General features: G+C 69.6%; 12 protein-coding genes. 8 read left to right on the forward strand and 4 right to left on the reverse strand.

Features of this window, described 5'->3' with window-relative positions:
• Positions 1–4 precede the first annotated feature (4 nt).
• On the forward strand, positions 5–2122 hold the full coding sequence (locus MBA17_RS08550; RefSeq protein WP_238495756.1) for a DUF6351 family protein: 2118 nt from the start codon (positions 5–7) through the stop codon (positions 2120–2122).
• 62 nt (positions 2123–2184) lie between these two features.
• Entirely contained in the window at positions 2185–4311 is a 2127-nt protein-coding gene (locus MBA17_RS08555; protein ID WP_238495757.1) for a sialate O-acetylesterase, read from the forward strand.
• A 68-nt stretch (positions 4312–4379) separates the two neighbouring features.
• Here MBA17_RS08555 and MBA17_RS08560 read toward each other — a convergent pair whose 3' ends face one another.
• Together MBA17_RS08560 and MBA17_RS49270 are read right to left on the reverse strand one after the other, a co-directional pair.
• A complete protein-coding gene (locus MBA17_RS08560) occupies positions 4380–4598 on the reverse strand; it encodes a hypothetical protein (protein WP_238495758.1) in 219 nt (72 codons plus the stop codon).
• Between the two features lie 10 nt (positions 4599–4608).
• The gene (locus tag MBA17_RS49270; protein WP_274385136.1) at positions 4609–7461 is read right to left on the reverse strand and encodes a helix-turn-helix transcriptional regulator; all 2853 of its coding nucleotides are present in this window, start codon (positions 7459–7461) and stop codon (positions 4609–4611) included.
• A gap of 152 nt (positions 7462–7613) precedes the next feature.
• Between MBA17_RS49270 and MBA17_RS08575 the strand changes: the two genes are divergently transcribed.
• From MBA17_RS08575 to MBA17_RS08590, 4 genes are all read left to right on the forward strand, one after another.
• A complete protein-coding gene (locus MBA17_RS08575; RefSeq protein ID WP_238495759.1) occupies positions 7614–8159 on the forward strand; it encodes a dihydrofolate reductase family protein in 546 nt (181 codons plus the stop codon).
• Positions 8140–8418 (forward strand): BBE domain-containing protein, encoded by a 279-nt coding sequence (locus tag MBA17_RS08580; protein ID WP_238495760.1) that lies wholly within the window; start codon positions 8140–8142, stop codon positions 8416–8418. The genes MBA17_RS08575 and MBA17_RS08580 overlap by 20 nt, the downstream gene beginning before the upstream one ends.
• A gap of 2 nt (positions 8419–8420) precedes the next feature.
• On the forward strand, positions 8421–9029 hold the full coding sequence (locus MBA17_RS08585) for a dihydrofolate reductase family protein (RefSeq protein ID WP_238495761.1): 609 nt from the start codon (positions 8421–8423) through the stop codon (positions 9027–9029).
• A 108-nt stretch (positions 9030–9137) separates the two neighbouring features.
• Entirely contained in the window at positions 9138–9974 is an 837-nt protein-coding gene (locus MBA17_RS08590) for an MBL fold metallo-hydrolase (protein ID WP_238495762.1), read from the forward strand.
• 120 nt (positions 9975–10094) lie between these two features.
• Here MBA17_RS08590 and MBA17_RS08595 read toward each other — a convergent pair whose 3' ends face one another.
• Entirely contained in the window at positions 10095–10370 is a 276-nt protein-coding gene (locus tag MBA17_RS08595) for a hypothetical protein (RefSeq protein WP_238495763.1), read from the reverse strand.
• A 77-nt stretch (positions 10371–10447) separates the two neighbouring features.
• Between MBA17_RS08595 and MBA17_RS08600 the strand changes: the two genes are divergently transcribed.
• Positions 10448–10681 (forward strand): hypothetical protein, encoded by a 234-nt coding sequence (locus tag MBA17_RS08600; RefSeq protein WP_238495764.1) that lies wholly within the window; start codon positions 10448–10450, stop codon positions 10679–10681.
• On the opposite strand, the gene MBA17_RS08605 is transcribed toward MBA17_RS08600, so the two are convergent.
• Entirely contained in the window at positions 10638–11237 is a 600-nt protein-coding gene (locus MBA17_RS08605) for an NADPH-dependent FMN reductase (protein ID WP_238495765.1), read from the reverse strand. The genes MBA17_RS08600 and MBA17_RS08605 overlap by 44 nt on opposite strands.
• A 190-nt stretch (positions 11238–11427) precedes the next feature.
• On the opposite strand from MBA17_RS08605, the gene MBA17_RS08610 reads away from it, so the two are divergent.
• Positions 11428–12324: an AraC family transcriptional regulator gene (locus tag MBA17_RS08610; protein ID WP_238495766.1), complete on the forward strand. Its 897-nt coding sequence runs from the start codon at positions 11428–11430 to the stop codon at positions 12322–12324.
• Positions 12325–12340: the final 16 nt, after the last annotated feature.

A 12340-nucleotide genomic window follows, 5' to 3' on the forward strand; every position in this document is an offset into this window, starting at 1 on the left:
GGCCGTGGTCGCTGTCACCGCGTCCGCTCTCGTCGCACCCCACGCCGCACCGGCGTCGGCGGCCGACAGCGGCAGGCTGCGACTGGTGGCGTTATCGGCCCGGCCCGCACTGGTGACGGCGGACGACGTGCTCGTCACCGCGACGGTGCCGCGCGGCAAGCCGTTGGACGCGGTGCGGTTCACGCTCAACGGCGCGGACATCACCGGCTCCTTCCGGGCCGACGCGAACGCGCACGCCCTCACCGGCCTGGTTGATCGGCTGCGCCCCGGTCGCAACCACCTTGTCGCGACCGCCGGGCCGCTGCGCGACCAGCTCCTCCTGACGAACCATCCGGCCACCGGGCCGGTGATCAGCGGTCCGCAGGAGACGCCGTACGTCTGCACCACTGATCGGTTCCGTCTGGTCGACGGCGGCACGCTCGGCGATCCGCTCGACGCCGACTGCTCGGTGGCCACCCGGGTCGACTACGCGTACCGATCGACCGCCGGCAAGACCATGCCACTGCCGGATCCGGCGGCCAGACCCGACGACCTCGCCTGGACGACGACCATCACCGGCGAGACGGTCCCGTTCCTCATCCGGATCGAAACCGGCACGCTCAACCGGTCGATCTACCAGATCTCCATGCTGCACGACCCGGCAACGGAAGAACCCACGTTCCACCGGCACAGCCCCGGCTGGAACGACCGGCTCATCTACACCTTCGGCGGCGGCTGCCGGAGCGGCTGGTACACCCAAGGCACGAACACCGGCGGCGTGCTGGACCCCCAGATGCTCGCTCGCGGCTACGCGGTCGCGTCGGCGTCGCTGAACGTCTTCGGCAACAACTGCAACGACCTGCTCGCGGCCGAGACCATGATGATGGTCAAGGAACGGTTCGCCGAGCATTACGGCGATCCGCTGTTCACCATCGGCTGGGGTTCTTCGGGAGGCTCCTACCAGAGCCACCAGATCGGGGACAACTACCCGGGTCTGCTGGACGGCATCGTGGTCGGGCGGACGTTTCCTGACGTCGCGTCCGCGACGAACATCACGCTGTTCGACGCCCGGTTGCTAGAGCACTATTTCACCGAGGTCGCGCCGGGCGCGTTCAGCCAGGAGGAGCAGCGCCAGGTCTCCGGCTTCCTGCGGTGGGAGAGCATCCGCAACCTCAGCGGCGGGGCGAAACGGCTGGACCCGGTCGCTGAGTTCCCCGACGAGTTGCCCGTGGAACTGCGCTACCACCCGCAGGCCAACCCCGGTGGAGCGCGCGCGGACGTCTACGACCACACCGCGAACGTCTACGGACGTGATCCGGCCACCGGGTTCGCCCGGCGGCCGCTGGACAACGTGGGGGTGCAGTACGGGTTGGCCGCGCTGAACTCGGGCGCGATCACCACACAGCAGTTCCTCGACCTCAACGAGGGCATCGGGGGCCTGGACCTCGACGCCAAGCCGACGACGCAGCGCACCGCGGCTGACCCGATCGCGAGGAACGCCGCCTACCGCACCGGACGTATTCTCTTCGGCGGGGCGGGCCTCTCCGGCACGCCGATCATCGACTACCGGTCGTACTCCGATGACGCCGCGAACGGCGACATCCACATGATGACGCACGGTTACGCCACCCGGGCGCGGCTGGAGGCGGCGAACGGCGACGCGGACAACCAGGTCTTCCTCGTGGAGGACAGCCGTTTCGGCGGGTTCAGCCTGACCAGCCCGACCCTGCGGTACGCCCTGACGAGCATGGAGGAGTGGCTGACCGCGATCGTGGGCGATGACTCGCGGCTGCCCGCGCACCAAAAGGCGGTGCGGAACAAGCCTGGTGATCTCACCGACGCCTGCTGGAGCCGTGACGCCGAACCTCGCAAGATCGTTCAACGGCTCACTGCGGACAATGCCGGAGAGTGCGGACGGCTGTTCCCCGCCTACTCCACCCCACGACTGATAGCCGGCGCTCCGCTGACCGACGACGTGGTGACCTGCCACCGCGAGGCCATCGACTGGAGCGGCTACTCGGTTGCCTTCAGCCCGGCCGAGCGCCGTCGGCTGGTGGAAATCTTCCCATCGGGCGTGTGCGACTGGACGAAACCCGGAGCCGGGCAGCGTCCGTTGCGCGACACCTGGCAGACGTTCAACTGATCTCGGGTGCGCTACCGGCCCGCCGTCTCCCCTCCCGACCTCAAACCCATGGAGGAGTGCCCATGCCGCGACATCGGCTCCACACCCGCCTGTTAGCCATCGGATGCGCCGCCCTGGCATGCGCCGCGGCGACCGTCTCCGCCCCAGGCGTCGCAACCGCCTCCGACGCCGCCTCGACGTCCTGCGACGCCGAGGCCGCGGGCTACCGGCCCGTGCGAGCGCTCGACCTGCCCACCGCCGCGAACTGGCGGGATACCACCCCTCCGTACACATTCGACGACACTGCCGGCGTCGCCGGCGGCTTCGACCGGGTCGGCTACTGCCTGGAGCTCACCACCGAAGCGGGTACGACCTGGGTGTGGACGTCGATGGAGGCGCTGAGCGGCAACCCCGACGACCTGGGTTTGCCGACCCGCATGGAGCAGTCGCGGCACCAGTTCATAGACGACCTGACGGTCGCCTCCAACGTGCCCGGCGTACAGGAGGTCGACGGCGGCTCGGGCTGGGTCGAGATGTGGCCCAACCAGTACGACGCGACGGGTTCGCGGCAGATACCGGGAGCGTCCGAGACCGCCCGCGATGCCGACGACGCGGTCCTGTGGGCGAACGGGTACGGCTCGTTCCAGGTGCACGCGTTCGCCGACGCCCGCGACGCCCGCGGCCCGCGGGCCGCGGACTCCGCGACCGCGACTCCGGTGCTGGCCGTCAACGCCTTCACCACCCCCGGCCCTCAGACGATGGACATCGGCATCGGCGCCGGGCCGGGCGAGAACCCCGACTGGACGTCCGCCGGGAACGCCGGCGACTACACCGCCCGGCGGCTCACCTTCTACGCCCGGCCCTCGCTGGCCCGGGTGGACACCGCCCCGATCTCGCGGCAGGTGGTGCCCCGCCCGGGCCGAACCGCCACCAGCGTGTCGGTGCCGGTCAGCGGGGTGGCACTTGACCCGGACGTCACCGCGGTCGAGCTGTGGATCACCCGCGACGGCCGGCGGACGACCCGACGGGCCACCGTGTCACCGGCGGCACCGCGGTTCTCGTTCACCGTCTCGCTGCCTGTGGCGCTGACGTCGACCGACCTGGAACTTGTCGCGCTCACCACCGACGGCGACAGCCACCGCATCGGACGCGCGCTCGACGTCGTCGCCGGTGACGTCATCGTCGTACAGGGCCAGTCGAACGCGCAGGCCGGCCGGCAGTCGAACTCGACGTCGTCGGAGGCGGACCGGTCCCGGTGGGTACGCACCTTCGGCACGTCCAACAACAACAACCCGCGGCTGGCCGCCGCCATCGGCGGCTGGACCTACGCCATGGGCGACAACATCCAGCGGGTCGCGGCGATCGGCCAGTGGGCGGTCCGGATGGGGCAGCTGATGTCGGCCGATCTCGGCATCCCGATCGCCATCGTCAACGGTGCCCGTGGTGGCCGGTCGATCAGCTACTTCGCCCGCAACGACAGCGACCCCACCGATGGTGCGACCAGCTACGGGATGCTGCTGCAACGCCTCACCCGGGCCGGCCTGACCGGGCCGGACGCCATCGACGTCATGCTGTGGTACCAGGGTGAGGCCGACCGCGACAAAGCCGAGGTACACGTCGCCGGGTTCACCGAGCTGGTCGCGGACTGGCGCCAGGACTACGGCGCCGAGCTGCCGGTCTACGTCCACCAGGTCCGGAGCTCCCCATGCGACCAGGCGACCCCGGTGGCGCTGCGGGACGCCCAACGGCGGCTGCCGGACACCATCGACAACCTGCGGGTGCTGTCGACGACCGGCCTCAACGGCCACGACGGATGCCACTTCGCCTACATCGACGGCTACCGCACCTTCGGTGAACACAACGCGGCCATGCTCCTCGACGACCTGTACCGCCCGGGTGCCCCGAAGGTGGCGCCACCGAATCCCAGAGCGGCGCACCGGATCGACGGCAACCCGAACCAGCTGGCGGTGACACTCCGTTCCCCCGCCGCCCCGCTGACCATCGAGGATGGCGCCGCCGCGGACTTCCGGGTACCGGGCACCGTCGTGGAATCCGTACGCCGGCAACGCGGCCGTGGCCTGGTGCTGACGCTGGACCGGCCGGTACCCGCCGACGCCACCGTGGCGTACCTCGCCCACCATGGCGCCGGTCCCCGCGTCATCGACGCCCTCGGCATGGGTCTGCTCGCCTTCCAGATCCCCGTCGAATAGAGCTCTGGATGACCCCGGCGTCCGCCGCTGACCGAGGCGGGCGCATATCGTCCTGCGCGGACAGCAGATCAGGTCGACAGGGCGAGCAGGGCCGCCTCCAAGTCGGCCATGCTCTGATGGTTGAACATCCTGATGTCGCAGTACTCGGAATCGCTGAGAGTTCTCAGGTCACCGAGCTGGGCAGGCCGCCCGTGAGGGATCCGAAACCGCCGGGCCAAGAGCAGATTGATCCTGCTTGGAAGCCCCGGAATGGACTCGAACGAGCCGAGCTCGAAGTCGGCGGGCACCGGGTCGCCGTCATGCGCATCCGAGGGCTGTGTCTGTGGCGTTTATTTCGGTTTTGAAGAGTTGGTTGCGGTGGGCCCAGGCGGCGGCTTCGAGGCGCGTTGTGACTGTGAGTTTGGCGAGGATGTTGGAGACGTGTACGCCGGCGGTTTTGGCGGAGATGAACAGGTGCTCGCCGATCTTTCGGTTGCTCAGGCCGGCTACCACCAGCTCGAGCACTTCCATCTCGCGGGTGGTCAGCCCCGCGGGGTTGCCGGGTCGGGTCGGGTTGGTCGTGATCCGTGCTCGGGTGGCGAGTTGTTGGATCTCGCGGTGAAGTGGGGCGGCGCCGAGGCCTTCGGCGATCGACGCTGCTTCGGTGATCAGCTCGGCCGCAGTGGATCGGTGCTGTGTCGCCAGTGCGGCGCGGGTGGAGTGCAGCAGTGCTTCGGCGAGCGGGTACGGCTGTCCGAGGTCGCGCCATGCCTCTATGGCCGCTGCCCATGCGTCGGTGTCGTCGTGGCGGGTCGCGGCGAGGAAGGTCAGTCGGTGGGCCTGCTGGAGTCGGCCGGTGACGGCGAGCGTGTCGGCGTACGTGCTCATCCGGGTGAGGAGGGCGCCGGTGCCGTGGTGCCCGACGAGGGTGAGCGCGCCCGTGGTCAGCAGCGGCCAGCTGTAGCGCGGGCTTCGTGCGAGGTCGTGGTCGGTGAGGACGTGGTCGAGGATCGCCGTCACCGCGCCGGCGTCCTGTCTGATCTGCGCGAGTCGGCAGTCCAGGAGGTCCGGTTCGAGGCACGTCTCCTCACCCCGGTTGGGTTCACGCATCACCGCTCTCGCCTGCGTCGCGGCTGTGGTCGCGGCGTCGAGTGCGCCGCGTCTGAGGTCGACGGTCGCCTGGATGACCTGGAGGTAGGCGCGGTACAGCGGCGGTGGCGACTGGGCGAGCGCCTCTCGGTACACCGCTTCGGCTTCGTCCCAGCGGCCGAGGGAGAGCAGCGACTCGGACAGGTTCGGGGCGAGGAGGGTGCCGCGGGTGCGGGTCAGTCCCAGCTCGCGGGCGAGGGTGATTCCGCTCCGCGCGACCTGCTCCGCTCTGGCATGTTCGCCGGCGGCCTCCAGGCGGTCCGATTCGGTCACGGCCACGGCGAGTTGGGTGTCGGCGGCGCCGGCGTCCCGGGCGGCCGTGCGTGCTCGCTCGAACAGCTCGACCGCGGTGGGCAGGTCCGCGTCAGCCGCGGCGAGCGTGATGAGTGCCCGAGCCTGTACGCCGCGGTCGCCGGTGCGCCGGCCGATCCGCAACGCGTCTTCGGCCGTCGTTCGCGCCTCCGCGTCGTGCTGGTGATGCCGCTGCGCGATGGCGAGGTCGGCCAGGACCTCGCCGCGCAGCGGGGTGTCCGCGCCGGTCGGGAGCAGCCGGACCGCCTCGTGCAGGTCGGGCATCGGGTCCTGCCCGTTGCGGTCGTACATCGCCGCGCGGGTCCGGAGCAGGAGTGCGGCCACCTCGGGATCGGGGTGTTCGGCTAGGGCGGTGGTCACCGAGGCGACGCCGGTGTCCAGCTCGCCGGCGTTCAGTGCAGCTTCGGCGGCCAGGCTGGCGACGGTGCCGCGGTCCACGCCGAGGCGGTCCGCCAGGTCCGGCACGCGCTGCCAGGTCCGTAGCACCCGGTCGAGCAGGCGGTGCTGTTCGGCGTACGCGTAGGTCCGCCGCGCGGACTCGGCCGCGTGCCAGGCGGCCTCGGCGGCGCGGATGGGTGCGCCCGACGCGTGCCAGTGCAGGGCGACCTCGGCGTACGCGCGATCGCCGGAGACGAGGGCTGGGTCGGTGGTGATGGCTTCGGCGCAGGCGCGGTGCAGCCGCACCCGCTCGCCCGGCAGCAGGCTGCCGTAGACCGCCTCGCGGATCAGGTCGCGCCGGAACGCGTACCCGTCCTCGACGACGTCCAGGAACCGTCGGCGTACCAGCGGCCGGAGCGCGTCCTCGAAGGCGAGGTCGTCCATCTCGACGAGGATCGCCAGTAGCGCGTGACCGACCGGGCTAGCGGCGACGGCGGCGGTGTGCAGCACCCGGCGGCTGGGGTCGGGCAACCGGTCGACATCGGCCAGCAGCAGGTCGGACAGCGACGCGGCGGGCGCGTCGCCGACTGTCACGAGGGCCTCGACGAACAGCGGGTTGCCGCCGCTGCGGAGGAACACCCGCTCGGTGAACGCCTCGTCCGCCGGGGCCGCGAGGAGCCCGCCGAGCTGCTCGGCCACGCCGTCCCGGTCCAGCCCGCCGAGGCTGATGCCGCGCACGCTGTCGACGCGGGAGACCAGCGGTCGCAACGGGTGCGTGCCGCCGATCTCGTCCGGCCGGTACGTGCCGATGATGAGGACGCCGGGCTCTCCCAGGTTGGTGGCGAGGAACGTCAGCAGCTCACCGGTCGACCGGTCCGCCCAGTGCAGGTCCTCCAGGACGAGGACCAGCGACCGTTGTCGCGCCGCGCCCTCGAGCAGGAGCAGGACCTCCTCGAACAGCCGGGCGCGGCCGAGGTCGGGCTCCGGTTCGTCATCCGCCACGCCCAGCTCCGGCAGCAGACGCGCCAGACCGCGCCGGCCACCGCTGGGCAGCAGCGCGGTCACCGGCGGCGCGTCGAGCTCGCGCACCAGCCGGCGCAGTGCCGTGACGAACGGCCCGAACGGCAAGCCGTCGACGCCGAGGTCGGTGCAACCTCCGGTGAGAACGCGCACGGAGGCGCCCAGGCCGCCGGTGAACTCGCGGACGAGCCGGGTCTTGCCCATCCCGGCCTCGCCGCCGACCAGCACCACGGCCGCGCCGGACCTGGCAGCGGTGAGGGCAGCCGCCAGCGCCGCACGTTCGCGTTCCCGCCCCACCAGCACGGGACTCATCAGCCGACCAGACACCCGCAGATGATCCCATGCGCGGCGGATCTGAAGAGGTGATCTCATCAGACCTAAGGCATCTGCCCGATGTCGGCGGGCCGCGAGACGGACAAGCTGAGTGCGACAGCCGATCGACCGAACCCGACATAGGAGACCTCATGCGCATCCGCACCCACATCGCCGTGAGTGTCGACGGCTTCATCGCCTCTCCGGACGGCCTGCCCGTCATCCTGACCGCGCCCGACTTCGAGTCGGGTGTCTCCCACGGCCTGCCCGACCTCGTCGCGGACTGCGGCGCGGTGGTGATGGGACGCACCACGTTCGAGCCGGCGGCCGGTTCGTCGCACTGGCCGTGGCCGAACCTGCGGGTGTTCGTCCTCACCAGCCAGCCCCTCCCGGACGGAACACCCGACGACGTCGTGGCGGCCGACGACCCGGCGACGCTGCTGCGGCTGATGCGCGAAGCCGACATCGACGGCGACGTTCATCTGATCGGCGGGCAGCGCACCATTCAGGCGTTCCGCGACATCGGCGCGCTCGACGAGCTCGGCGTCGTCGTGATGCCGATCCTCCTAGGCGACGGGCTCCGGCTCACGCCCGAGAAGAGTGAGCGACAGCAATTGCAGCTCACCACGAGCCGGACCTTCCCGGACGGGTCGGTCGAGCAGCTGTACACCGTGGTGGATGACGAGGACCGATCGTGACGTGCCCGGCGCCGACCAGGTCGACAGGACGGACGAGGCCCGGATCGCCGCGATCAGACGATGCGCCGCCGCGCTCGCGCCGTGCGCCAACGGCGCCTACGTCAACACCCTGAACGACGAGGACGTCGCCGGCGTACGACGGGCATGCCCGCCGCACAAGCTCGCCCGCCTCACCGCGCTCAAGGACCGCTACGACCCCGACAACGTGTTCCGGCTCAACCAGAACATCGCACCCAGCCGATCACCGAAAGAGGATTGATCATGGCCACCGAAGAGACCCGCGCGCACGCAGCCGTCTCGCCCACCTGGGCGATAGCGGACACGAGACCGCAGACCGCCGAAGGCAAGGTGCTCTGGCACTTCACGATGTCGCTGGACGGGTTCGTGGCGGGACCGAACCACGCAATGGACTGGATGACCGGCGTCGACCGCCCCGGCCTCACCGAGGAGTACATCGAGACGACCGGCGCCGTCCTGGGCGGACGGGATGGCTTCGACGCCTACCCCGAGCCCACCAGCGCCTACGGCGGCTGGCAGGGCCCGGTGTTCATCCTCACGCACCATCCCGAAGACGCCCCGCCCACCGCCGACACGACATTTCTGAACTGCGATGTCGCCGAGGCCGTCCAGATCGCGCTGAAGGCCGCCGGCGGAAAGAACCTCGAGATCCACTCCGCCGACGTCGGCCGCCAACTCCTCGAGCGCGGACTGATCGACGAGATCGACCTCCACATCGTGCCGGTACTGCTCGGCGACGGGGTCCGGCTGTTCAACAACCCAGGAGGCGAACCCGTCCATCTAGAACTGCTCAACGACCACGACCAGGTGACCACCCTCAACGTGCGCTACCGCCCACTCCCCGTTCGGTAGGGCGAACCGGCCGGAGCGCCGGGCGGCGGTCCCCGAAGACGATGTCGCGGAGCGAGCAGGCAGTACGGTCTCGACGAGCGGTTACAAACCACAAGCGGAAGGAACCCCATGCTGACGCAGGTCGCGGAGGGTGTGCTGGTCCACCAGAGCGAGCTACTCCAGAACAACACGGTTGTCGTGCAGGGCCGGGCCGGCGTGTTGCTCATCGACCCGGGAATAACGGGCGACGAAATGGTCTGCCTCGCGAACGACCTTCGCGAGTTGGGCCAGACCGTCGTGGCAGGCTTCGCGACGCATCCTGATTGGGATCACGTGCTCTGGCACCCCGAGCTCGGCGAAGCGCCCCGTTTCGGTACAGCCCGCTGCGCGGCTTATATGCGAGATCTGCGGTCGAACGCGGACTGGAAGGCCCGCGTCGCCGAGGGGTTGCCGCCGGAAATCGCGGACGAGACACCGCTGGACCTGTTCGGCCTCCTCACCGGCCTGCCCGCCGGAACTGCGCAGATTCCATGGGATGGCCCTGGAGTCCGGATTATTGACCATCCGGCGCATGCCCCGGGCCATGCGGCGCTGTTGATCGAGGAACGCGGGGTTCTCGTCGCCGGCGACATGCTCTCTGATGTCTTGGTCCCGGGGCTCGACGACTTGAACGACACCAATGACCCGATCGAGGAGTACCTCGTCGGGCTGCGGCTGCTCGAGGGCGTGGCAGGCGACGTCGATGTCGTCGTACCCGGCCACGGGTCAGTCGGCGGAGCCGATCAGGTACACGCGCGGATCGAGCTGGATCGGGCGTACGTGCTCGCCTTGCGTGAGGGCCGTGTTCCCAGTGACCCGCGGGTCGGCCCATCGGCTAAGCCCGGCTGGGAGTGGGTAAGCGACATTCACATCGGGGAAGTCCAGCGCCTCGCCGAAAGAAGCAAACGCGGCGGAACACCCGGCTAGAGAGCCGCTTGCGACACAAGACGACCCTGCCGAATTTCTTGACTCAGGGCTGAGCAGGGGCGGACGAACGCCAGACCGGCGCCCCGCATCACGCGCTTCAAGCTCGTCGGCGCCTGCGACTCATGGTGCGAACAGGACTCGTGATTCGAGGTCGAGACGTGTCGTGGGTTCGGCAGCCGGCGGGTTGAGGTTGAGGATCCAGTTGCCGAACCGGCGGATGACGTGCGTGATGTAGGGCGAGATGGTGGCCAGGTTGCCGGGGTCGACTGGACGGCCCTCGGCGGCGATGGCGTTGGCGGCGTCGGTGATGTCGCAGGCGGTGGAGTAGAGGTTGACGTGCCCTTCGACCGGGCCGGAGCTGTAGGGCAGGGTCAGGCCGGCGCGGGCGGCGTCCACGTCACGGCGGAGACCGATGACGAAGGAATGCAGTTCGGGCAGGTCATCGGCGTCGCCCCAGAGTCATCGACGACGACATGCTCGTCTTCGCCCGCGCCCTGCAGGCCAACGGCGTCCCGGTGCCGGAGATCGTCACCAAGCTCACCATCAAGACCGGCAAGAACGCCGGCGGGCACCCGTCCGTCGTGTCCTTGTACCGGGCACTCGCCGAGAGCGATCCACAGGACGCCGCGCCGAGGCAGGGTGCGTTCCCCGCTACCGCCGTCGTCAGCTATCGCGCAGGGGCCTCAGCGCGCGGCCCCAGGCGATGACGTCTTCCAGCATGGTGCTCACCGCGTCGTTCTGATGAACTTGCGGCTTGAGCTCCTTGAAGTCGATGAAGTCGTGGTGCATCTGCAGCGCCACGTGGTGGCGGACGTCGGCGATTCCGAGGGCGGCCATCGTGCTGCGCAGGTGCTGGATGGCCCGGCCTGCGCCCTCCATGCCGTATCCGACGAAGCCCGCCGACTTGTTCCCCCACTCGTGATAGAGGAAGTCGAGCGCGTTCTTCAGAATGCCGGGAAAGCTGTGGTTGTACTCCGGGGTGACGAAGACGAAGGCGTCCAGCGAGGCGACTTTCTCCGCCCAGCGGCGGGTATGCGGTCGGCTGTAGTCCGCGCTCATCAGCGCGGGCACCGGCTCGTCCAGCTGCGGCAGGTCGTAGTCCATGAGGTCCACCAGCTCGAACTGCGCACCGCCGTGTCCTTTCGCCTCGTCGAGGACCCAGCGGCCCACCGCGTCGCCGACGCGTCCGGGGCGAGTGCTCGCCACGATGATGCCAACCTTGATCATTAGATTGCCCTTCGCTTCATATTCAGGGCCGGCCATCTGACGCCGACGGAGCCAGCGTACGAAGAGCCACCGAGATGATCCATGCGTCAAAATCCCTCATAGATACGTCATCGTCCTCGGGCGCTGCCTGACGAAGGACTCAGGTACCCTGCGTCGGTGGACGTGCTGAGTCAAGTGATCGATTCCATGCGCTCAGGTCGGCCGCGGTTCGCCCGCATTGCGGGGCATGCTCCATGGGGAGGCCGGTTTCCGGCCCGTCGGGGGCGTGGCGTTCCACGTGCTGCTGCGGGGAGCCTGCACACTGATTCCCCCTGCTGGCGATCCCGTCGCGCTGAGCATGGGCGACGTCGTGCTGCTCCCCAACGGGCACAGTCACGAGCTGGCCGACAGCCCCGGTACGGAGCTGGAAGACGTTCCGCTCACGAGGGGAGAGGAATTCCGGCTCGAACCGCAGACCGTGCCGCTGGGATTCTCCGGCTGGCCCGTCTCCGCAGTGGTGCTGAGCGGAATGTTCCCCGTTGACGACAACCGCTGCCATCCGATCGTCAACGACCTGCCGGACCTCATCCACATGCCGGCCCAGTTGGGCCACGAGCCGCCGTTGCGCCATGTGATCGACCTGCTGGCCGCGGAGCTGGACAAGCCGGGCATCGGTACGGAGTCGGCGATCGGCTCGCTGCTCGACGCACTGCTGCTGTTCGCGCTACGCGCCTGGTACGGCGAACATGGCGCCGTGGTCGGCTGGGGACCGGCATTGAACGATCGGGCGATCAGTCACGTGCTTTGCCGCATCAACAACGACCCTGGCCGACCGTGGACGGTCCACGACCTCGGCGCGGAGGCGGGGCTGTCGCGATCCGCTTTCGCCCGCCGCTTCACCACGCTCGTCGGCCGGCCGCCGCTCAGCTATCTCACCTGGGTGCGGATGAACGCGGCGGCGCAGACCCTCCGCGAGTCCGATGAGCCGCTGGAGACGGTGGCACGGAAGATCGGCTATGGCTCGGAGTACGCGTTCGCCACCGCCTTCAAACGGCACTTCGGCATCGCTCCCGGCGCTTATCGCCGGCAGAACCCGGCGACCTCGAAAAGATCGCAACGCCCACCCTCCAATCGGCAGCTCTGAACACCCTCCCCGCCCT

Source organism: Dolomitihabitans soli, assembly GCF_022213955.1.
In the GTDB taxonomy this organism is placed as follows: Bacteria; Actinomycetota; Actinomycetes; order Streptosporangiales; family Streptosporangiaceae; genus Streptosporangium_A; species Streptosporangium_A soli.

Bases quoted from the DNA above. Each gene is read 5' to 3' on its own strand.
- MBA17_RS08575 (WP_238495759.1), top strand. From the start codon at position 7,614: ATGCGCATCCGCACCCACATCGCCGTGAGTGTCGACGGCTTCATCGCC.
- MBA17_RS08555 (WP_238495757.1), top strand. From the start codon at position 2,185: ATGCCGCGACATCGGCTCCACACCCGCCTGTTAGCCATCGGATGCGCC.
- MBA17_RS08590 (WP_238495762.1), top strand. From the start codon at position 9,138: ATGCTGACGCAGGTCGCGGAGGGTGTGCTGGTCCACCAGAGCGAGCTA.
- MBA17_RS08600 (WP_238495764.1), top strand. From the start codon at position 10,448: ATGCTCGTCTTCGCCCGCGCCCTGCAGGCCAACGGCGTCCCGGTGCCG.
- MBA17_RS08610 (WP_238495766.1), top strand. From the start codon at position 11,428: ATGCTCCATGGGGAGGCCGGTTTCCGGCCCGTCGGGGGCGTGGCGTTC.
- MBA17_RS49270 (WP_274385136.1), bottom strand. From the start codon at position 7,461: ATGAGTCCCGTGCTGGTGGGGCGGGAACGCGAACGTGCGGCGCTGGCG.
- MBA17_RS08585 (WP_238495761.1), top strand. From the start codon at position 8,421: ATGGCCACCGAAGAGACCCGCGCGCACGCAGCCGTCTCGCCCACCTGG.
- MBA17_RS08605 (WP_238495765.1), bottom strand. From the start codon at position 11,237: ATGGCCGGCCCTGAATATGAAGCGAAGGGCAATCTAATGATCAAGGTT.
- MBA17_RS08580 (WP_238495760.1), top strand. From the start codon at position 8,140: ATGACGAGGACCGATCGTGACGTGCCCGGCGCCGACCAGGTCGACAGG.